Annotated in this window: 18 protein-coding genes; 7 read left to right on the top strand and 11 right to left on the bottom strand. The window is 71.6% G+C overall.

Features of this window, described 5'->3' with window-relative positions:
* The first annotated feature begins 65 nt into the window (after window positions 1–65).
* Window positions 66–788, top strand: coding sequence for an RNA methyltransferase (locus VZL07_RS26910; RefSeq protein WP_426750618.1), 723 nt, complete (start codon window positions 66–68; stop codon window positions 786–788).
* Here VZL07_RS26910 and VZL07_RS26905 read toward each other — a convergent pair.
* Window positions 785–1,060, bottom strand: coding sequence for a hypothetical protein (locus tag VZL07_RS26905; RefSeq protein WP_426750616.1), 276 nt, complete (start codon window positions 1,058–1,060; stop codon window positions 785–787). The two genes, VZL07_RS26910 and VZL07_RS26905, sit on opposite strands and share 4 nt — an antisense overlap.
* A 190-nt stretch (window positions 1,061–1,250) precedes the next feature.
* On the opposite strand from VZL07_RS26905, the gene VZL07_RS26900 reads away from it, so the two are divergent.
* Complete coding sequence (locus VZL07_RS26900) at window positions 1,251–2,054, top strand: pseudouridine synthase (protein WP_426750615.1); 804 nt, start codon at window positions 1,251–1,253, stop codon at window positions 2,052–2,054.
* 50 nt (window positions 2,055–2,104) lie between these two features.
* Window positions 2,105–3,508 (top strand): Si-specific NAD(P)(+) transhydrogenase, encoded by a 1,404-nt coding sequence (gene sthA / locus VZL07_RS26895; RefSeq protein WP_426750614.1) that lies wholly within the window; start codon window positions 2,105–2,107, stop codon window positions 3,506–3,508.
* Here the strand turns inward: sthA and VZL07_RS26890 are convergent.
* Complete coding sequence (locus VZL07_RS26890; RefSeq protein ID WP_426750613.1) at window positions 3,492–3,809, bottom strand: hypothetical protein; 318 nt, start codon at window positions 3,807–3,809, stop codon at window positions 3,492–3,494. The genes sthA and VZL07_RS26890 overlap by 17 nt on opposite strands.
* 64 nt (window positions 3,810–3,873) lie before the next feature.
* Window positions 3,874–4,236 carry a nuclear transport factor 2 family protein gene (locus VZL07_RS26885; protein ID WP_426750612.1) on the bottom strand — a complete coding sequence of 121 codons (363 nt, stop codon included), beginning with the start codon at window positions 4,234–4,236 and terminating at the stop codon, window positions 3,874–3,876.
* Between the two features lie 157 nt (window positions 4,237–4,393).
* Between VZL07_RS26885 and fusA the strand changes: the two genes are divergently transcribed.
* The 3 genes from fusA to VZL07_RS26870 all read left to right on the top strand — a co-directional run bounded on the left by fusA (window position 4,394) and on the right by VZL07_RS26870 (window position 9,676).
* Complete coding sequence (gene fusA, locus VZL07_RS26880) at window positions 4,394–6,508, top strand: elongation factor G (RefSeq protein ID WP_426750611.1); 2,115 nt, start codon at window positions 4,394–4,396, stop codon at window positions 6,506–6,508.
* Between the two features lie 85 nt (window positions 6,509–6,593).
* Window positions 6,594–8,522 (top strand): ABC-F family ATP-binding cassette domain-containing protein, encoded by a 1,929-nt coding sequence (locus tag VZL07_RS26875; protein WP_426750610.1) that lies wholly within the window; start codon window positions 6,594–6,596, stop codon window positions 8,520–8,522.
* Window positions 8,523–8,797: 275 nt separating this feature from the next.
* Entirely contained in the window at window positions 8,798–9,676 is an 879-nt protein-coding gene (locus VZL07_RS26870) for a flagellar motor protein MotB (protein WP_426750608.1), read from the top strand.
* Window positions 9,677–9,700: 24 nt separating this feature from the next.
* Here the strand turns inward: VZL07_RS26870 and VZL07_RS26865 are convergent, their stop codons facing one another.
* From VZL07_RS26865 to VZL07_RS26855, 3 genes are all read right to left on the bottom strand, one after another.
* Window positions 9,701–11,596 carry an OPT family oligopeptide transporter gene (locus tag VZL07_RS26865; protein ID WP_426750607.1) on the bottom strand — a complete coding sequence of 632 codons (1,896 nt, stop codon included), beginning with the start codon at window positions 11,594–11,596 and terminating at the stop codon, window positions 9,701–9,703.
* A 96-nt stretch (window positions 11,597–11,692) separates the two neighbouring features.
* Window positions 11,693–12,178 (bottom strand): FKBP-type peptidyl-prolyl cis-trans isomerase, encoded by a 486-nt coding sequence (locus VZL07_RS26860; protein ID WP_426750606.1) that lies wholly within the window; start codon window positions 12,176–12,178, stop codon window positions 11,693–11,695.
* Between the two features lie 70 nt (window positions 12,179–12,248).
* Window positions 12,249–13,529, bottom strand: coding sequence for a dicarboxylate/amino acid:cation symporter (locus VZL07_RS26855; RefSeq protein WP_426750604.1), 1,281 nt, complete (start codon window positions 13,527–13,529; stop codon window positions 12,249–12,251).
* A gap of 80 nt (window positions 13,530–13,609) precedes the next feature.
* On the opposite strand from VZL07_RS26855, the gene VZL07_RS26850 reads away from it, so the two are divergent.
* Window positions 13,610–14,248, top strand: a complete 639-nt coding sequence (locus tag VZL07_RS26850) for a hypothetical protein (protein ID WP_426750602.1) — start codon at window positions 13,610–13,612, stop codon at window positions 14,246–14,248.
* On the opposite strand, the gene VZL07_RS26845 is transcribed toward VZL07_RS26850, so the two are convergent.
* The 5 genes from VZL07_RS26845 to VZL07_RS26825 all read right to left on the bottom strand — a co-directional run bounded on the left by VZL07_RS26845 (window position 14,227) and on the right by VZL07_RS26825 (window position 20,651).
* Complete coding sequence (locus VZL07_RS26845; protein WP_426750601.1) at window positions 14,227–15,009, bottom strand: DNA-methyltransferase; 783 nt, start codon at window positions 15,007–15,009, stop codon at window positions 14,227–14,229. The two genes, VZL07_RS26850 and VZL07_RS26845, sit on opposite strands and share 22 nt — an antisense overlap.
* 49 nt (window positions 15,010–15,058) lie before the next feature.
* Window positions 15,059–15,970, bottom strand: coding sequence for a DUF2381 family protein (locus VZL07_RS26840; RefSeq protein ID WP_426750600.1), 912 nt, complete (start codon window positions 15,968–15,970; stop codon window positions 15,059–15,061).
* 51 nt (window positions 15,971–16,021) lie between these two features.
* A complete protein-coding gene (locus VZL07_RS26835) occupies window positions 16,022–18,097 on the bottom strand; it encodes a serine/threonine protein kinase (RefSeq protein WP_426750599.1) in 2,076 nt (691 codons plus the stop codon).
* Between the two features lie 206 nt (window positions 18,098–18,303).
* Entirely contained in the window at window positions 18,304–19,485 is a 1,182-nt protein-coding gene (locus tag VZL07_RS26830) for a TfuA-like protein (protein ID WP_426750597.1), read from the bottom strand.
* On the bottom strand, window positions 19,482–20,651 hold the full coding sequence (locus tag VZL07_RS26825) for a YcaO-like family protein (RefSeq protein WP_426750596.1): 1,170 nt from the start codon (window positions 20,649–20,651) through the stop codon (window positions 19,482–19,484). Before VZL07_RS26825 ends, VZL07_RS26830 begins: the two co-directional genes overlap by 4 nt.
* Between the last annotated feature and the right edge of the window lie 55 nt (window positions 20,652–20,706).

Raw genomic sequence — 20,706 nt, 5'->3', positions numbered from 1 at the left:
GAGGCCTCCAGGCTAGCGGAGTCCGCGGCGCCGTGGGACATCCATCGCGATAAGGTGCGCCGCGCATGGTGCTGCCCGTTCGATTCGTCCTCATGCGCCCGCGCAACGCGGAGAACCTCGGCTCCGCGGCCCGGGCCCTGAAGAACTGCGGCCTGTCCGACTGGGTCTGGGTCCGTCCCGAGGTGGAGGACCTGGAGCCGGCGCGCCGGCTCGCCGTCCACGCCGGGGACGTGCTGGACGCGGCGCGGCGCGCGGACACGCTGGAGGAGGCGGTGGCTGACTGCGTCTGGGTGGTGGGGACCAGCTCGCGCAAGGTCGAGGGCAAGCGCCGGCTCCCCCCGCGCTCGGTGGGCGAGGAGCTGGTGGCCCGGGCGCCCCAGGGGCCGGTGGCGCTCGTCTTCGGCGACGAGCGCAGCGGGCTCACCAACGCGGAGGTGGAGCGCGTCCACGACCTGTCCGCCGTGCCAACGGCTCCCGAGCAGCCCTCCATCAACCTGGCGCAGGCCGTGCTGCTGTACGCCTACGAGGTCCGCGTGGCGATGCTGGAGGCCGCCGCCACGCCTCCGGGCCCCCTCCCCGAGGCGGCCACGGACGCGGAGCTCGCGCAGGTGGAATCCACGCTGACCACCGTGCTGACGGCCGGCGGCTTCCTGGTGGACGCTCAGCCCGGCCGCACGGCGGTGCGGGACTTGTTCGCCCCCCTGCGCCGCTCACGCCTCACGCGGAAGGAGGCGCGCCTGTGGCTGGCCGCGCTGCACAGCGTCCGCAAGCGGCAGCCGCCCGGCTAGGTGACGGAGCGCGGCTTGCGCGGGACGCTCGACCCCGCGCCGATACCGCCCGGCCCCGACGGCGGTCCCTTGTGCCGCCGCGCCAGGCGCGTGGCGCTCCAGGCGAAGGCGGCGGCGGCCACCACCAGCAGCAGCACCCAGACCCACGTGGAGGGCGCGGCCATGGGCTCCCGGCCGATGGGCGCGGTGACGGGGGCCTTGCCCTCGGACTGGGACTGGGCGAACGCGAGCACGGGGACCAGCAGCGTCAGGTAGGGAATCCGGCTGAGCATGGGCGGCGGCCTCCTTACAGGGGTGTCGTCCCCGCAAGGTGTCCACTTGCGCACGGCCGTGCCCGCCGCCTCGGGACACGGCGCCGCGAGGGTGGACCGGGAAGGAGCGTCCAGGCGGGCCCTCCCCGGCGCGGCCGTTGGTTCACAAGCCCCTGCCCTCTCAAGCGCGGCCGGGTACAGTGCCGCGCCCATGTCCCGCAAGCCCGACAAGTCGAAGCCGCCGCAACACAAACGCTGGGAGGGCAAGGAGAAGCCGGACTGGCTGTCCCGGGCGCTGGCCCGCGCCGGCATCTTCCCGCAGCAGGAGGCCGAGGACGCCATCCGCGCCGGCCGCGTCAGCATCAACGGCCGCGTGGCGAAGATGGCGCTGACGCCGGTGCCTCCGGGCGCCACCGTGAAGGTGGACGGGCACGTCGTCTCGCTGGAGGCGCCGCCCACGCGCGTGCTGGCCTTCCACAAGCCCGCGGGCCTGCTGTCCTCCACGGAGCGACAGCACCGCACCGGCACCGTCTTCGAGGCGCTGCTGCCGCAGCTCCCGCCGGACCTGGCGCGCTACACGTGGCACGCCGTGGGCCGCCTGGACGTGGACTCCACGGGCCTGCTCCTCTTCACCAATGACGACAAGCTGGTGGCCCACGCGACGTCCCCGGACACGCGGCTGCCCAAGCGCTACGTGGCCACCGTCTTCAGCACCGCGGACGACGAACGCGTGGAGCCCCTGCGCCGGGGCATGACGCTGGATGACGGCCCCGCCCGCCCCGCCAGGGTCCGCGTCCGCGACGAACACACCGTGGAGGTGACGCTCACCGAGGGCCGGCACCACCAGGTGAAGCGGATGCTCGGCGCGGTGGGTCTGCCGGTGCGCGCGCTGCACCGCGAGGCGGTGGGAGGGGTGGAGCTGGAGGGCATTCCCGAAGGCGCCTTCCGGCTGCTGACGGACGACGAGGTCCGCGAGGGGCTCCGCTACGAAGGGCGCGCGCCCTCGGCTCCCTAGCCGGTCGCATTGGCTTCAAAGCCCCGGCGGGGTCGCGTACCTTCGGCCCCATGGTGGACTTCGACCTGGTGGTGATTGGCTCCGGCCCGGCCGGCGAATGGGGCGCGGTGCAGGCGGCGCTGGCGGGCAAGCGCGTGGCGGTGGTGGAGCGCGAGCCGGTGCTGGGCGGCACCGCGGCGAACACGGGCACCCTGCCCTCCAAGACACTGCGCGAGACGGCGCTCCACCTGTCCGGCTTCCGGGCCCGGGGCCTCTACAGCGTGGAGACGACGCTGAGCCATGAGGCCACCGTGTCCGACTTCCTCTTCCGCGAGCGGCGCGTGAAGGACATCGAGCGCGAGCGCATCGCCCGCAACCTCCAGCGCCACAAGGTGGAAATCATCCAGGGCACCGGCGCGCTCGCGGACGCGAACACCGTCGTCGTGCGGCGCCAGGACGCGCCCGAGCGGCGCCTCACCGCCGGCACCGTGCTGGTGGCCACCGGCTCGTCGCCGTACCGGCCGCCGCAGTACCCCTTCGAGGACCCGCGCATCCACGACTCGGACGAGGTGCTGGAGCTCTCACGGCTGCCGCGCTCGCTGGTGGTGGTGGGCGGCGGTGTCATCGGCTGCGAGTACGCGTGCATGTTCGCCGCCATGGGCATCCCCGTGACGCTGGTGGAGACGCGGGCGGAGCTGCTGCCCTTCCTGGACGACGAGTTCTCCGCGCTGCTGGGCCAGCGCATGGAGGCGCTCGGCATCCAGCTGCGCTTCGGGCAGATGGTGGAGAAGGTGGACGTGCCCCAGGACGCGGACACCCCCATCCGCATGCTGCTCTCCTCCGGGGCCGTGCTGGAGACGGACCAGGTGCTGGTCGCCTCCGGCCGCACCGCCAACACCGCGGGCCTGGGCCTGGAGGCCCTGGGTGTGAAGGTGGGCCCCCGCGGCCAGGTGGAGGTGGGCCCCACCTTCCAGACGGCCGTGCCCCACATCTACGCGGTGGGCGACGTCATCGGCTTCCCCGCGCTGGCCTCCACCTCCATGGACCAGGCGCGCATCGCCGTGGAGCACGCCTTCGGCCTGGGCGGCGGGCGCACCATGGCGCCGGTGCTGCCCTATGGCATCTACACCATCCCCGAGGTGTCCATGGCGGGTGAGACGGAGGAGGCCCTGCGCAAGCTGAACGTGCCCTACGTGGCCGGCCGCGCTCCCTTCGCCACCAACCCGCGCGGGCAGATTCTGGGCAACACCCACGGAATGCTGAAGCTGCTCTTCCACCGGGAGAGCCTCAAGCTGCTGGGCGTGCACGTCATGGGGCCCTCCGCCTCCGAGCTGGTGCACGTGGGCCTCACGGCCCTGATGACCGGCGCCACCGCCCGGCTCTTCGTGGAGACGTGCTTCAACTACCCCACGCTGTCGGAGGCCTACAAGGCGGCCACCTTCGACGCGCTGGACCAGCTCAGCGGCTGCCCCTGAGGCTGCCCACCGTGAGGCCGGTGGCCAGGGGCGCCGCCTCATGAAGGCCATCCGCCGAGGCCCGCGCCACACGTGGCGCCTCCGGAGCCGGCGCGGGCGCGGGCGCCCCACGGCCTTGCGCCCCGCCGAGCAGCGCCTGGATGCGCTGCCAGCGCTCCCGCTCCTCCACCATCAACCGCGTGAGCTCCGCGCGGGCGGACGCGTCCTCCAGCTCGGCGGCGGCCGCCGCCACGCGGTCCAGGAACGGCATCAGGTACCCGAAGTCCCTGTCGAAGGCGCTGGTGTTGGAGTTCTTCGCCACGTCCGTCCTCCTCGCTGGCTCGGCGCCAGGCACGCTAGCCCAACTGCGGAAACCGGGGGTGTCCTCAACCGTGGTACACGCGCGAGGCGACAATCTTGCCGCCGCGCACCTCCAGCACCTCCGCCACCGGCATGGGGGGCTCCCCCGGGGCGTGGCGCAGGTACTCCATGAACACCCGCTGCGCGTCCGCCGTCAGCGCCACCACCTCATAGCGCAGCCCCGGCAGCCGGGCGTTGGCCGCCTTCCACCATGCGGCCAGGGCCTGACGACCCACCAGCCGCCCGCCCGTCTCCGGGTGCAGCACCCGGATTTTGGGTGACGTGTGGGTGGCATCCTCGGCATAGAGGGACACCAGCGCGTCCACGTCGTAGGCGTTGAAAGCGTCCAACCAGGCCTGGGCCAAAGAGAAGTTTTCGCTCGCGCTCATCGTTAGTAATCCCAACTGAAACGGCATTGAGTAGGTGGAGGTGGGCTCAGGTGAGCCTCACTCCATGCGGATTTGGCTGGAAACTACGTCCTGTGGGAAGTAGAGGCCCCGCCTGCTCTGTTCCGTCAGGCACTTTCAAAAAACGAAGGACCGGATCGTGGCCGCCAACGCACCCATCGAGAAGATTCGAAACATCGGTATCTCTGCCCACATCGACTCGGGCAAGACGACGCTCTCCGAGCGCATCCTGTTCTACACGGGCAAGATTCACGAGATCCACGAGGTCCGCGGCAAGGACGGCGTGGGTGCGGTGATGGACTCGATGGACCTGGAGCGTGAGAAGGGCATCACCATCCAGTCCGCCGCCACGTACGCGATGTGGGGCGACTACAACATCAACCTCATCGACACCCCGGGACACGTGGACTTCACCATCGAGGTGGAGCGCTCCCTGCGCGTGCTCGACGGCGCCATCCTGGTCCTCTGCTCGGTGGCCGGCGTGCAGTCGCAGTCCATCACCGTGGACCGGCAGATGAAGCGCTACCGCGTTCCGCGCATCGCGTTCGTCAACAAGATGGACCGCTCGGGCGCGAACTATGATCGCGTGGCCGCCCAGCTGAAGGAGAAGCTGAACCACCACCCGGTGAAGCTCCAGCTCCCCATCGGCGCCGAGGACCGCCTCAAGGGCCTGGTCGACCTCATCAAGATGAAGGCGTACTACTTCGACGGCGACAGCGGCGAGACCGTCCGTGAGGAGGAGATTCCCGCGGAGCTGCTCGAGGACGCCAAGGCGCGCCGCCAGCAGATGATCGAGGGCGTGGCCGAGGTCGACGACCAGCTCGGTGAGCTGTTCCTGGCCGACGAGCCCATCTCCAACGAGGTGCTGGTCGCCGCCATCCGCCGGGCCACCATCGGCCTGAAGATGACGCCCGTCATGTGCGGCTCCGCCTACAAGAACAAGGGCGTGCAGCTGCTCCTGGACGCCGTCTGCGCGTACCTGCCCAACCCGACCGAGGCCACCAACGAGGCCCTGGACCAGAAGAACAACGAGGCGAAGGTCGTCCTCGAGTCCGACCCGGAGAAGCCCTTCGTCGGCCTGGCGTTCAAGCTGGAGGACGGCCGCTATGGCCAGCTCACGTACATGCGCGTCTACCAGGGCCGCGTGGCGAAGGGCGACTTCATCGTCAACCAGTCGAACCAGAAGAAGGTCAAGGTCCCGCGCATCGTCCGCATGCACTCCAGCCAGATGCACGACATCAACGATGCCACCGCCGGTGACATCGTCGCGCTGTTCGGCATCGAGTGCGCCTCCGGCGACACGTTCACCGACGGCACCGTGAACTACACGATGACGTCCATGCACGTGCCGGACGCGGTGATTTCGCTCGCCGTGGCCCCCAAGGACCGCTCCGCGCTGGCCAACTTCTCCAAGGCGCTCAACCGGTTCACCAAGGAGGACCCCACCTTCCGCGTGCACCGCGACGAGGAGTCCGGGCAGACCATCATCCGCGGCATGGGTGAGCTCCACCTGGAGATCTACATCGAGCGCATGAAGCGCGAGTACAACTGCGAGGTCCAGGCGGGCAAGCCGCAGGTGGCGTACCGCGAGACCATCAGCCAGAAGGGCGAGTTCGCGTACACGCACAAGAAGCAGACGGGTGGCTCCGGCCAGTTCGCCCGCGTGTGCGGCTACCTGGAGCCGCTGCCCGCGGACGCGGTGCAGCAGTACGAGTTCGTGGACGACATCGTGGGCGGCGCCATCCCCCGCGAGTTCATCCCCGCCTGCGACAAGGGCTTCACCGAGGCCATCAAGAAGGGCAGCCTCATCGGCTTCCCCGTGGTGGGCGTGCGCGTGGTCATCAACGACGGCGCGTTCCACGCGGTCGACTCGTCCGAAATGGCGTTCAAGACGGCCGCCATCATGGGCTTCCGTGAGGGTTACGCCGCCGCCAAGCCCATCATCCTCGAGCCGATGATGAAGGTGGAGGTCCAGGCGCCCGAGGAGTTCCAGGGCTCCCTGGTGGGGCAGATCAACCAGCGCCGTGGCACCATCATCTCCACCGAGACGGCGGAGAACTACGTGACGGTGGTGGCCGAGGTGCCGCTGAACACGATGTTCGGCTACTCCACGGACCTGCGCTCCGCCACCCAGGGCAAGGGCGAGTACTCCATGGAGTTCTCCAAGTACGCGCCGGTGCCCCGCAACGAGGCCGAGGCCCTGATGGCCGCGTACAAGGAGAAGCAGGCCGCTGAGCAGGCCGCGCGCAAGTAGTCCGCGCATCGGCCACTCACTGGCGGTAAGGAAGGCGCTCCTCTTCAGTGAGGGGCGCCTTTCGCCTTTTCAGGAGTCCGACACCGTGACGCTGCTCCGTGCCGCCAACGTCCAGCTCAGCTTCGGAAGCCGCACCGTCTTCCAGGGCCTCACCCTCACCATCGAGGAGGGCGAGCGCGTGGGCCTGGTGGGCGTCAACGGCTCCGGCAAGTCGTCGCTGATGAAGATCCTGGCCGGGGCGTCCCAGGCGGACACCGGCGAGCTGCAGCTGCGCCGCGGCGCCCGCGTCACCTACCTGCCCCAGGAGCCGGAGTTCCCGGAGGGCGCCACGGTGGCCTCGGAGCTGTCGGTGTCCCAGGCCCCGCTGAAGGAGGCCCTGGCCGCCCACGCCGAGCTGGCCAGGCGGCTGGAGTCCACGCCCGCGGACGCGCAGGCGAAGCTGCTGGAGCAGCTGGCCGCGCTCAGCGACCGCATCGAGCAGATGGGCGGCTGGGACACCGAGCACCACGCGAAGACGCTGCTGGACAGGCTGGGCGTGAAGGACTGGGACCGCCCGGTGGCGCAGCTGTCCGGCGGCCTGCGCAAGCGCGTGGCCATTGCCCGCGCGCTGCTGACGCGGCCGGACCTGCTGCTGCTGGACGAGCCCACCAACCACCTGGACGCGGACACCGTGGACTGGCTGGAGGAGGAGCTGGACAAGCTGCCCGGGGCGCTGCTGCTCGTCACGCACGACCGGTACTTCCTGGACGGGCTGGTGGACCGCATCGTCGAAATCCAGCCCGGCGCGGGCGTCACCTCCTACCCCGGCAACTACCAGACGTACCTGGAGCAGAAGCTGGTGGCGCAGGAGAACGCCGCCCTGGCGCAGCACAAGCGCGAGCGCTGGATTGCCCAGGAGGTGGCCTGGCTGCGCAAGGGCCCGGAGGCGCGCCGCACCAAGAGCAAGGCGCGCATCGAGCGCGCGCAGAAGCTGATGGCGGAGAAGGGCTTCCAGCGCCCCAAGGTGGCGGAGCTGCGCGTGGCGGCCGCGCCCCGGCTGGGCCACACCGTCATCGAGGCCGAAGGCGTGAAGAAGGCCTTCGGCGACCGGAAGGTGCTGGACGGCGTGGACTTCCGGCTCCAGCGCGGCGAGCGCGTGGGCCTGGTGGGCCCCAACGGCGTGGGCAAGACGACCTTCCTGCGCGTGCTGCTGGGCGAGGTGGCCCCCGACGACGGCAAGCTCGTCATCGGGAAGAACACGAAGGTGGCGTACTACGACCAGAGCCGGGCCCAGCTCGACCTGGAGTCCACCGTGTACGACGCGGCCTCGCAGGGCGAGGACTGGGTGGAGCTGGGCGACCAGAAGATTGCCCTGCGCGACTACCTGGACGACCTGCTCTTCCCCGTGCCCATGCAGCGCATGAAGGTGAAGGCGCTGTCGGGCGGCGAGCGCAACCGGCTGCTCCTGGCGCGCCTGTTCCTGGAGGGCGCCAACGTGCTGGTGCTGGACGAGCCCACCAACGATTTGGACATCGTCACCCTCAACATCCTGGAGCGGCTGCTCCTGGACTTCGGGGGCAGCACGCTGCTCGTCACGCACGACCGGTACTTCCTGGACAAGGTGGCCACCAGCATCCTCACCTTCGAGGGCGAGGGCCGCGTCACCCGGTACGAGGGCAACTACGCCATGTACCGGCGGCTGAAGGAGCAGGCCGACGAGAAGGCCGCGGCCGCCGCCGCGCCGAAGCCCGCGCCCCGGCACGAGGACCCCGCCCCCGCCCCCGCCGCCAAGGCCACGCGCAAGCCCGGGAAGCTCTCCTACAAGGACCAGCGCGAGCTGGACGGCATGGAGGCCACCATCGAGGCCGCCGAGTCCCGCAAGGCCAGCCTGGAGGCGCAGCTCGCCGACCCCGCCGTGTACAGCAACGGGCCCAAGGTGGCGGAGGTGCAGAAGGAGCTGGATGCCGCCGCCGCCGAGGTGGACCGGCTCTACGCGCGGTGGCAGGAGCTGCAGGACCTGGCCTCCGGGGCGTAGCCGCTGTCACGTATCAACGGGGTGCCAGTCATTCACAGCCATGTCTGTGAATGAGACTTCACCGCAACACAGGGAGAATCCGGACGCATTATCCGTCAAGCCCATGTGTTGTTTGGTACCGCAATACTTGCTGGACGGAAGGGAAAAGGTGACGCGCTTGCGCGGCGCGGCGCGACATGCGACTGCTGCGGAGCTTCGGGGCCGTCGCACTCACGCTGCGTTTCATTGGAGGCGTCGCCTTGCCGTCCCGGCCTGCGCTTGCGCTTGTCTCTGCGTTGTCCTCACTGGTCCTGTTCCTCGCGCCCACGAACGCGCGGGCCCAGGGCCGGACGCTCCCCACCTTCAACCTCCAGCGGCTGGAGCTGGACCCGGCGGCCCTGGGTTCGCTCGTCATCGGCACCGGCCGCACGCTGCCGCAGGGCGCGCTGCGCATGGCGGTGCAGGGGCACTACGAGCAGCTCCCCTTCCACTTCCAGCGGCGCTGGGAGCCGGGCAGCGGCAGCGGCCTGGTGGAGAACCGCTTCACCATGGACCTGACGGCGGCCTATGGCCTGCTGCCCTGGCTCCAGGTCGCCGCCGAGGTGCCCTTCATCGTCGGCCAGGGCGGCACGCGTCACCTCGACTTCAACCCGCCCGAGGGCTCGGGCCTGGGCACGCCGTGGCTGGGGATGCGCGCGGCGCTGGTGCGCCAGGACTTCGGCTTCCAGTTGGCGGCGGACGTCACCGCCGCGCTGCCCGTGGGCAGCGCCGCCCTGCTGGCCCGTGACGACTACGCCGTGCATCCCCGGCTCCAGGTCGGCTTCCTCGCGGAGACGTGGCAGCTGGGCGGCGAGGCGGGCGTGCTGGTGCGCAAGAAGCAGGAGCTGGTCAGCGTGTCCGGCTACTCGGAGGACGTCATCGGCAACGAGCTGCGGCTCGGCGCCACGGTGACGTCCCGGGCCGGAGAGAGCACGCGCGGCGAGGTCAGCCTGGTGGCGGGCATCCCGCTCCAGGGCGGCCGCTCGAGCGGCGAGCTGCTGATCGCCATCCGCAAGCACGCGCTGTCCTGGCTGGACCTGTACGTGCTGGGCGGGCCGGGGGTGGGCGCCGGCATGGACACGCCCACCTTCCGCTTCATCGCAGGCGCCTCGTTCTCCACCTTCCGGGTGGACTGACGAGGCGCTCCGCCTGCGGGCGGCCTACTTGGGCATCACCCCGAAGGCCTTCGCCATGGCGATGCCGATGCCTAGCAGGCTCTCCCCCGCGATGAAGCCGGAGGAGACGGGCAGCACCATGTCCTCCGCCAGCTTCGGCTTCGCGCGGCGCAGCAGCGCCGCGATGGCCGAGCCCAGGAAGAAGGCGATGGAGCTGGAGCCGGGGATGACGATGGCCAGCCCGAAGCCCGCGGGCGACGGCACGTAGGCCTTCAGCTTCGCCGGCGCCCAGCGCTCCAGCAGCACGAGGAAGATGCCGAGCGTGGCGCCGCACAGCGCGCCCACCCGCGCGGACTCCGGCAGCGCCGCCACGCCCGTGGCGAGCAGCTTCGACACGCCGGCCCACACCATGGACGCGGGCGCGGGGAACTCCTCGGTGCCCAGCATGCTGGCGTCGGGCACCAGGATGTTGAACACGGGCACCACCACCGCCGCGCCGGCCACCACGCCGAAGAGCTGCGCGACGAACTGCTGGCGCGGGTTGGCGCCCAGCAGCCACCCCGACTTCAGGTCCGTCAGCAGGTCCGCGGAGTGGAGCCCCACGCCGCCCGTCGCGTTGGCGCTCATGACGTTGGCGGGGATGTTGCCCGGCGCCAGGCCGCCGAAGATGAGCTGCGTGACGGGCCCCAGCGCCTTGGTGGGTGTGGTGTCCGTCTCACCCGTCACCCGGCTCGCGATGACGCCCATGACCACGGCCAGCGGCAGGGCCAGCACGCCCGCCCACCACGGAATCTGGAACAGGTAGGCCATGAGGAAGACGGCCACCGGGCCCAGAATCGCGAAGCCCAGGGGGAACCACGCGGGCGGGCACTCGATGCCGGCCAGCGGGTCGGCCTCCTCCTCTTTCGCGTCCTTCCCCTTGAAGAGGTTGGCCAGGGACTTGAAGGAGCGCGCCACGCTGCGCCACTGGAAGGCGAAGGAGAGCAGGCCCGAGGCCACCAGCACCGACGCGCCTGTCCACACCATCCAGCTGTTGATGGAGCGGTACGTCACCTCCGCGATGGCGCCCTGGCTCACCATGGCCGGCGCGAGGAAGCCGTAGGTGAGCACCGCGCCCAGCAGCATGGACCAGCCCGTGCGGAAGCTCACCAGCGCACCCGCGCCCACCAGCAGCAGGCTGAACTCGAAGGACAGCGACCACGCCGACGCCTTCTTCCCCAGCATCGAGAAGGGCAGGCTCACCTTCTCCGGGATGTTGGTCAGCCACGTGAAGCGCGCGTCGCGCAGCGCGACGAGCAGCGCGCCGATGCCACCCGCGAGGCCCAGGAGCCGCGACTTGCGGCGGGCCACCTCGCCATGGCCGTGGAGCGCGCGGATGGTCTCCGCGGTGGCCGTGCCCGTGGGGAACGGCAGCGCCTCCACGTTGATGAGCTGGCGCTTGATGGGGATGGCCGCGAAGACGCCCAGCGCGGAGATGACGGCGAACCAGACCATGAGCCAGCCGGCCGACGGCAGCGTCCCCGTCAGCATCAGCAGCGCGGGCACCGCGGCCATGTTTCCGCCGCCCGTCATGTAGCCGGCGGCCGAGGCCACCGAGCCCATGGCGTTGTTCTCCAGGTCGGTGAACTCCGTCTTCAGCACCCGGATCGAGCGCAGCGTGCCGAACACCGCGAAGGCGAGGATGCAGGCGGTGATGGTGACGCCCAGGCTCCAGCCCGTCTTGAGGATGACGTACAGGTTGGAGAGGCACATCACCGCGCCAATGAGCATGCCGGCGATGACGGCGCGCACGGTGAGCTGACGGGCCCCGCCCTGGTAGACGTGCTCCAGCCAGTAACGCTCCGGGTCCCTGGCCTCGGAGGCCCCTGCGTCACCGGGTGCGTCGGACGGATGGATGCGAAGGTCGCTGGGGCTCGGCGTCGGAGAGGGGGACTGGCTCATTGGGGCGGGCACGATAATTCACGCCCCACGCCCTCGCGAGCGCCGCGTGCGGCGGGCCAGCACGAGGGGCTGGCCGCGCCGCGTCAGAGCAGCACGTCAGCCGTGCTCATGCCCGCCCGGCCCATGGACGTGGCCGTGCGAGAGCTCCTCCGCCGTGGCGGCCCGCACGCCCTTCACGGTGACGTCGAAGTGCAGCGTCTTGCCGGCCAGCGGGTGGTTGAGGTCCACCACGATGCCGTCATCGCGAACCTCCTGGATGCGCAGCGGGATGTCGCCCTGGTCCGTCTGCGCCATCAGCGTCTGACCGGCCTTCGGCATGAGGCCGGGCGGCAGCATGGCGCGGGGCACGGTGCGCACACCCGAGGGGTCGTGCTCGCCGTAGCCCTGCCCCGGCGCCACCACCACCTGCTTGCTCTCGCCCAGGCTCATGCCTTCCAGGGCGCCTTCGAGCCCCGGGACAATCTGCCGGTGCCCGTGCAGGTAGGACAGCGGCTGCTCGGGGGCGCTCTGGTCGATGACCTGGCCGTCTCCCAGGTGCAGCCGGTATTCGAGTGAGACGACGGAATCCTTGGCGACCCTCATGCGGGGCTCCTTGCCGATGACTGGGGTGGAACTGCTGCTGCGGGGAAGGTGCGGCGGGAAATGACCTGTGTCAGGACGTGGACGGGTCCACCGCCCCCTCCTCGGCCGGGCTGTCGGCCGGCTCGCCGCGTGCCACGTAGACGGCCGCGGCCAGGTCGCCGGTGACGTTGAGCGTGGTGCGGCACATGTCCAGGAAGCGGTCCACGCCCAGGATGAGCCCCAGGCCCTCCACCGGAATCTTGAACATGCCCAGGATCATCGCGATGACGGGAATGGAGCCCGCGGGCACGCCGGCGGTGCCGATGCCCGCCAGGATGCAGATGAACATGATGAGCGCCTGGTCCGGCAGGCTGAGCTCCACGCCGTAGACCTGGGCCAGGAAGAGCACCGTGACGCCCTCGAAGAGCGCGGTGCCGTTCTGGTTCATCGCCGAGCCGGCGGTGAGCACGAAGCGCGACACGTTGCGCGGCAGCTTGAGGTTCTCCTCGGCCACCTTGAGCGCGGTGGGCAGCGTGGCGCTGGAGGACGACGTGGAGAAGGCGGTGACGATGGCCAGCCGGCTGCTGCGGAAGAACTCGATGGGGCTGCGCCCGCCCAGGAAGCGCACCGACAGCGAGTAGACGACGAACATGTGGAGGCCCAGCGCCAGCAGCACCGTGCCCATGTAGGCGGCGAGCTGCCCGAAGATGCTGAAGCCCAGCCGCGCCGTCATGGAGAACAGCAGCGCCGCCACACCGATGGGCGCCAGGCGCAGTACCCCTTCGATGAGCTTCATCATCACGTCGTAGAGCCCCTGGATGGACTCGCGGAGGCGCTGGACGGGCTCGCCCGGGGAGACGGCCACGCCCATCCCGAAGATGAGCGAGAAGACGATGAGGCCGATGAAGTCCCCGTCCGCCGCCGCCTTCATCGGGTTGGTGGGGACCATGGAGACCAGCACCGAGCCGAACGAGTTCGCCTGCGGCGCGGCGGCGGGCTGAATGGTGCTGCCCCCCTGGGCCAGCGCACGGGCCTCGTCGCTGAGGCCGGCGCCCGGCTCCAGCGTGTTGACCATCACCAGGCCGATGAGGACGGAGATGGAGGACAGGATGACCGTGTAGCCCAACGTGCGAACGCCCAGTCGCCCCAGCTGCTTGAGGTCCAGGTCCGCCACGCCCACGACGAGCGCTGAGAAAATCAGCGGCACCACCAGCATGAGCAGCAGGCGGATGAAGATCTGCCCCACGGGCGAGGCCACGTTGTCCACGGCGAACGCCAACGCGGGCGAGTCATTGCCCGCGACGGCGTTGGCAATCAGCCCCGCCACCGCGCCGGTGGCAATGCCGACGAGCATCTTGTGGTGCGCCTTCATCGTCCCTCCGAGCCCTCCTCGCCGGAGGAGAATGGTCCGCGCCACCGGGCGGTAGGCGAAGATGGCATGCTGTCCTCCTCGTGGAAACCCTCGTTCGACTCACCGAGAATGCCGTGCCGTCCCTCCTCTTCCGCCGGCTGCTGCGGCGCGTGGGGGCCGTGGGCACGGAGCGCCTGCGTCAGACCTACCAGACGACCTTCTGGTATGGCTTCGGCCCCGCCACCAACGTGGTGGAGGACATCATCCTCGCGCTGCGGCCCCACATCGCCGGAAAGCGCCGCGTGGCGGGCGTCGAATGGTGGCTGTCGCGCATGTACACCACGGACGTGCGCGTGGACTTCCACCAGGACCGCGACGAGAAGCTGGCGCTGCGAACCGGAGAGCTGGTGCACCCGTGCATCTCCTCGGTGCTGTTCCTCAATCGCGTGCGCGGCGGCGCGCTGGTGGTGACGCGCGAGAAGCCCGACCCCGCCAATCCGTCCCTGGCGCCCTCCCGGCTCGACACCGCCGACCTGGTGACGCCCCGGCCCAACCGGCTGGTGGTGTTCGACGGCACGCTGACGCACGGCGTGCTGGACGCGGAGAACCAGATTCCGGACGGGAAGCTGCCGGGCCGCGCGCGGCAGCGGCGCACGCTGGTGATGAACTGGTGGGGACACCGGCCCACCGACATCCCCGAGTGGGCGGACACGCGCCTCTACCGGGCGCTGGCGCGCTGAGCCTCCTCGCGCGCCGTCTCCCGCAGGCGGTGGGTGACGCGCTCGGCCCACTCGGGCTCGACTTCCAGGCACGCGGGCCGGCGCCCCAGCCGCAGCGCCGCCGAGGGCATGGAGCCGCTCCCCGCGAAAGGGTCCAGCACCGTGTCGCCCGGACGGCTGTAGGTGCGGATGAGCGGCTCCAGCACGGAGAAGGGCTTGTGGTGCGGGTGACCGCCCCAGCGCTTCGCCTCCCCGTCATCGTCGTAGCCCCCGACGACGGCCCACACGGTGGGCAGGTCCCCCGGCGCGAGCGGCGGCTCGGGCGTGCGCGCGATGACGAGCGCGACCTCGTACACGCGCAGCGTCTGCTCGTTGGCGTTCTTGTCGGTGGTGCGCTTGCCCCAGACGTACTCGCCGCGCAGGTGCGGGTAGCCCAGGCCCCGCGCGGCGGTGAGGATGGGCTCCTTGCCCAGCAGGTTCGTCCAGATGACCAGGACGGCGTCCGGCGTGAGGTGCGCGGTGGCGCGCGACAGCCAGGCCTCCGAGAAGGCGCGGTAGTCACGCACCGTCTCGAAGCGGACGATGGGGTTCTGGTCGATTTTCTTGTGCGCGCGCGTGTCCCGCAGGTCGCCGCCCTTGCGCCGCCGGGTGAGCAGGCAGTACGGCGGGTCGGTGTGGAGCAGGGACGCGCGGGTGTCGCCCAGCGCGGCGCGGTAGCCCTGTGGCTCGCGGGCGTCGGCGTTGATGCAGCGGAGGGACTCGGGCGGGGGAAGTGAGGTCATCGGCCGGAGCGGCACCCTACACGGCGGGGCGCGGGGCTCAAGTCGCGCTTCACTGCACCTGGAGGCCCTCCAGCTTCAAGGTCCGCTTGCGCCCCTCGTCCCACAGCTCGAGCGAGTACCCGCTCTGGGGCTCGCCCTCCGGCTCCTCGATGACGATGACCACGGGGTGGACGCCGGTGGCATCCACGGGCCCTTCCTGCCAGGGCGAGAGCGTCTTCAGCCGCCGGCCCTGCCCATCCGTGAGCGCCGCGCCCGCCGCCGTCCAGTCCTTTCCAGGGCCCGCCGACAGCAGCGTCAGCCGCAGCGCGGCCCACCGGGCGGACATGCGGATGTAGCTCGTCCGCCGGACGACGAAGTCGCCCTTCACCTTCCGGGGCACCCAGTTCTGGTGGAGCAGGAGGTCCTCGTCCCGGACGTCCGCCACCAGGGCCTCACGGCTGCACTCGCCAGGGCGGGAGCGCTGGAGCTGCTGGACCTGGCGCTCCAGCCGGAGCATCCCCGCACGGAGCTCCTCCACCTCCTGCCGGTAGGACGCGGCGGACCGCGCGTGGCGGTAGAGCTCGACCTGCCGCTCCGCGCGCGCGGCGTCCACGACGAGCACCAGGGCGGCCCGCTCCGGCGCCGCGCCATCATGAAACGGCACCTCCAGCCGCAGCCGCTCTCCCTCCCGGAACGTGGGCGAGGGCACCAGCACGAGGTGGTCCTCCGTCACTCCGAAGCGCTGGAAGCGCTCACGGCCCTCGAGCACCAGTTGCTCGGGGCGAATCCGGGCGTCGAAGAAGACGATGGTGGACTGCCCGGGACTGATGCGGACTTCCGGCGGTGTGGCCAGCGTGCCCGCCTGCACGTCGATGCGCCGGACCATGGCACCGCTGCCTGACGCCTCCTGAGCCGCGGCCTGCGCCGTGGCGGCCCACAACACTCCCCACGCGAGCACGATGAATGCGGGCGAACCAGACAAGGCCGAGCCACCTCCAGCAAGGACGCTTCCACACCTTGACAGGCGGGAGGGCTACTTTTCCGTCCCCAGTTTCCCGAGGACCTGAGACACCGCCAGGTTGATGCCCGTGCTCATCATCGGCTTCCCCGGCGTGCTGGCCGGGTCATACGGCATGCCCAGGTCGTCCCGGCTGGCGTTGTTGACGATGTTCGCGCAGATCTCCATCCGCCGGCCGTCGGGGAACTCCAGCTCGGTCATCCAGCCGTAGATGGCCGTCTTGCCCCGGAACAACGTGCCGTGGAAGCGGCTCCCCACCGGGATGCGTCCGCCAAAGCCGCTGGTGACGTCCATGACGGCGTAGATGGTGATGGGGCTGCCGTCCGGCGGCACGGGCACCGGATAGGCGGAGACGCGCGGCGTCAGGGACAGCGTCTCGTCATTGCCAATCATCCGGGGCGGATAGAAGCGCATGGCCCCCATGGCATCCAGCACCTCCTTCGGGCACTTGCGCTGGGGCGGCTCGTCCCGCACCTGGGGACCGCTGGCACAGGCGGCGGTGAGACAGGCCACGGCGGCGGCCTTCCCCAGCGCGGCGCCAGGCGACTGACGCTTCCGGAGACGCGGCGCGGGCGCGGACTCGGCGCCCGTGCCGACGGAGGCCACCTGGGCCAGCGCCGCGTCCTGCGCGCCCGCGTCCTGGACCGCGGCACCCGCGTCCGTGGAAGGCGGCGGCGCCGCCTGGCTGGGTATCTCGGAAGAATTCGAAGAACGACTCGTCACTGCGGGACTTCCTTTCTCAATGAGAAGAGACGGTGCGGGCGCCGGCCCCACCGCGGAGGAGGGCACGCTCCGGCTCAGCCCGAACGCCACGAGCCCCGCGGCCAGCAGGGCGGCCACGCCCAGGCCCACCGCGGCGCGGCGTCGCGTGCGAGGGACCTGCGCGGGCACGGGCGCCGCGGGCGTATCGGCGCCGGGAGCCGGCGGCAGCTCGGTGGGCGCTGGCGCCCGGGGCACGGCGGCGGTGGGCGCCTCCTGGGCCGGCGACTGCTGGGCCGAGCCTTCCTGAACGGGCGCCACCCGGGGCTCCGGGTTGAGGGGCAGCACCGGCGCGATGCCCGCCCCCTCACGCGGCCGGGACTCGGACGTGATGACGGGCGAGTCCGGCACCATGCGCACCCGCGGCGACTCCGCGTCCGCCGCGTCTTCGGGCGGCCGGTCCAGCGACACCTTCCAGGCCGGCTGCCGCTTCTCCTTCGCCACATCCCAGAGGGCCTGGAGCAGGGCCTCAGCGCTCGCGTACCTGTCCTCGGGGCGCTTGGCGAGCAGCCGCAGCGCGATGTCCCCCAGGGCCCGGGGCACCTTCGGGTTGACGACGTGGGGGGCGCGCGGCGTCACCGTCTCGATGGCCGGCAGCAGGCGGTCATAGGGTAGCTTCGGGTCGAACGCGTAGCCGTCCGTGAGCGCCTCGTACAGCAGCGCGCCCAGCCCATAGAGGTCTCCGGGGATGCCCGCGTCGAAGTTCGCGCCCTGCTGCCAGGAGCCCTCGCGCAGGAAGGCCACGCACTCGGGCGGCAGCAGGTGGGGCGACGCGGGCGCCACGCCCACCGTCAGCGTGGTGGCGCCGGGCAGCCGCACCGTGCCCAGGTCGATGAGGAAGGGCCGCTCGTCCTCGCGGCGGATGAGCAGGTTGTCGCCCTTCAAGTCCCGGTGGTGCAGGCCCCGGCGGTGCAGGTCCGCCACCACGCGCACCACCTCGGTGAAGACGGACAGCAGGTGCCCCGCCGTGGGCTTCACCCGCCAGCGCCACTCGTGGAACGTCTCACCGTCGATGTAGTCGGTGACGAAGTACAGGTAGCCGTCGGGCGGCTCGGGCCAGCGGTCCACGGCGTGCAACGCCGGGAGATTCGGATGCGGCGCGCAGGCCAGCAGCGCCGCCACTTCATGCGCCAGCCGGCCGTTGATGTCCTCTTCTTCCGCCGCGTGCAACCCCGCCGGGCGGAGCGCCATCTTCAGCGAGTAGCTCCGGCCCGCCCGGTCCACCTTGAAGACGCGGCCAAAGCCCCCCGAGCCCAACGACTCGACGACACGCCACGGCCCGACTTCGCTGCCGGGCACCAGCTGGTCCGGATGGAAGGGCGGAGACCTCACGGCCACCAGCTCCACCGGCTCGGGCGTCCGCTCCGTCCCCCCTGCCCTACCCTGCGTGTGTCCGTCCCGGGACGCACCGCCCCCGGCGGCGCGGTCCGCGCGAATGACGCTTCAACCACCCAGGGAGCGGGGCTGGACAAGGGCAACCTCCGAGGTTGACCCTATCCTTTTCGTCAGGGATGTCACGTTTTCACTTACCCGGGAGGTCACTCCGCCGCGTTTCCGGACCCAACGCCCTCCGTTGGGTCCTCCCCCACCTCGCGTGCGGCCTCCGCCCAGCGCCCATTCAGGCGGGCCTCGGCAGCCAGCGCCTCGTCCCAGGACGGGCCGTCCGGCAGGAGCCGCGAGGCGTGCGCCAGGACGAGCCGCTCCAGGGCCCGCTCCTCGCACAGCCGGCGCAGGCCCCGGTCATCCAACCCCAGGCGGGCGAGGAACGCGCCTCGCCGCGCCACGGGCACGCGCTGCTGGCGCCACCAGCCGGCCTCCACCTCGGCCACCTCGGCCTCCGAGACGTGGAGGCCCTGCGTGCGCGCCCAGCCCGCGAGCAGCGCCCGGCGCAGGCCCGCCTCGGCCAGCGCCTCCGCGTCGGGGGCCTCGCGGAGCGAGGCCAGCACGCGCCCCGACGACACCCAGCCGTCCTGCACACCCGTCACGCCGTCCACCAGCCGCCGGCGGCGGACCAGTGACGAGGGGGACTGCGCCGGCCCCCGAGGCGCGGGTGCGCCCGACGCCACCCACTCCGCCGCCGTCCGGAGGCACGCGAGGGCGTCCCGCCGCTTCAGGTCCTCCACGCCCCTGGAAAACCACACGTCCCAGGCGGCCCGGGTGGCCGTGGACCAGCGAGGCGCCACGCCCTCCAGCACCCGGGCCCAGGTGCGCTCCTGGTAGAAGACGGCCTCGCCGGCCTCGACGAGCGCGCGGGCGGCCTCGCGCCCCAGCACGCGCGCCTTCGCGGCGCACTCCGCGGCATGGCGCACGTTGACCAGCGGCACCGTCAGCGGCCGGAAGCCGTGCTCCGCGTCCGCGTGGAGCAGCGCCACCTCCGAGTCGTCCACCACCGCGCCATCGCGGTACCACTCGAAGATGCGGCCCACCCCCACCATGCCGTGCGGCGCCAGCTCCGCCGCGCGCAGGGCGCCCATGCTCCCGCCGCCGAAGACGGCCACACCGGCTTCCATCGCCGCCAGCAGCTCGTGATGCCACACCGAGGGCTGCGCCTCGAAAACGCCATCCACCAGGGCAATGGCCCGGGGCCGCAGCGACAGCGCGCGCCACACGTCGCCCTGACGCGCCGGTGGCAACACCGTGCAGGGCGCCAGCCGCCGCGCCTCCTCCGCGGGCAGCGAGGGCCCCAGGAACACCACCAGATTGTCCGCGCGCCGCTTCATAGAAGCTCCGAGATGCGCATGCCCGGCACCACCACGCGCCGCACATGGAGGCCGTCCATCGGCGGCTCCAGCTCCACCGCCGCCGCCCGCTCGAAGCCCGCGCGCTTCAGCAGCGCCAGCACCTGACGGACCCGCCGCGTGGCCGGTCCTCGCGCGTGCGCGCCCCAATCGGGCATGGTCTCCACGCTCCGCCGGGGCCGCACCTGGGCGCACGCCTCGGCGAAGCCCCGCGCCGCTTCCCGGTCCGCGGCGGCGACGTCCTCCCGGGCGCCGTGGATGTCCGTCAGCCGCGACTGCGCCGCCTCCAGCAGGGCCTTCAGCAGCGCCGCCTCACGCGTCATCGCGCACGCGTAGCCCGCGGTGAGCGGCACCGGCCCCTCCTCCAGGTCCACCAGCACCGCGGCCCCCACGGGCAGCCCCACGGCGCCGGGCGTGCGCGCGCCGGGCGTGGCGTCGAAGAGGTACACGCCGAAGCCTCGCTCGCGCAGCCGCGTGGCCAGCGCGTCCACGGCGGGCGCGGACTCGCCGAGCCCCGCGGTGCGCAGGAGGCGGCGCTGGACGACGTCCTCCGTCCACCCCTCCGGCAGCGAGCGCGTGAGCTGGTCCCGCTCCGTTGCCTCCAGCAGCGCGTGCAGCAGCGCCAGGCCCGCGTCCGGATGCGCGCCGGAGCCGTTGCTCGTCCACGCCACCGCCACCGGGCCCAGCGCGGGGCCTCCGGCGGGCGGCACGTGCAGCCCCTGCGCGGGCACCCAGACCGGCTGCCCCGAGTACAGCTCCGTGGCCTCGCGCCAGGCACAGCGCACGTGCTCGCTCCACAAGCGCGGCGCGACGAGCGCGCCCGCGGAGCCGAGGTCCTCCGCGCTCCACAGCTCGCCCATGCGCCCGTCGAGCTCCGCGAGCGAACCCCACACGCACGCGTCCGGCGTCACCGTCTCCGCCGCCCACAGCTCCGCCGTCTCCAGCAGCGCGCCCCAGGCCGCGTCCTCGTACGAGAGGCCCTTGCCGTTGCACACCTGCAGGACGTGCCCGCCGGGCCGCACGGCGCACGCCACCTCCACGCCGGTCCGGTCAAGGCCCGTCACGCGCGCGACGCGTGTCACGCCCAGCGCCCGGGCCAGTCGTTGTTGAAATTGCCGCGAGGACTGCTCGTCCCTGGAAGGCCGCACGGGCGCGGACCTTATCCTGAACGCATGTCCGGCGGTCGGACCTCAAACATGGTAG

Origin of the sequence: Pseudomyxococcus flavus (assembly GCF_050038885.1) — a bacterium.
In the GTDB taxonomy this organism is placed as follows: Bacteria; Myxococcota; Myxococcia; order Myxococcales; family Myxococcaceae; genus Myxococcus; species Myxococcus flavus.
Note: the sequence above shows the minus strand (reverse complement) of the source record. Positions and strands in the feature narration are given on the sequence as shown.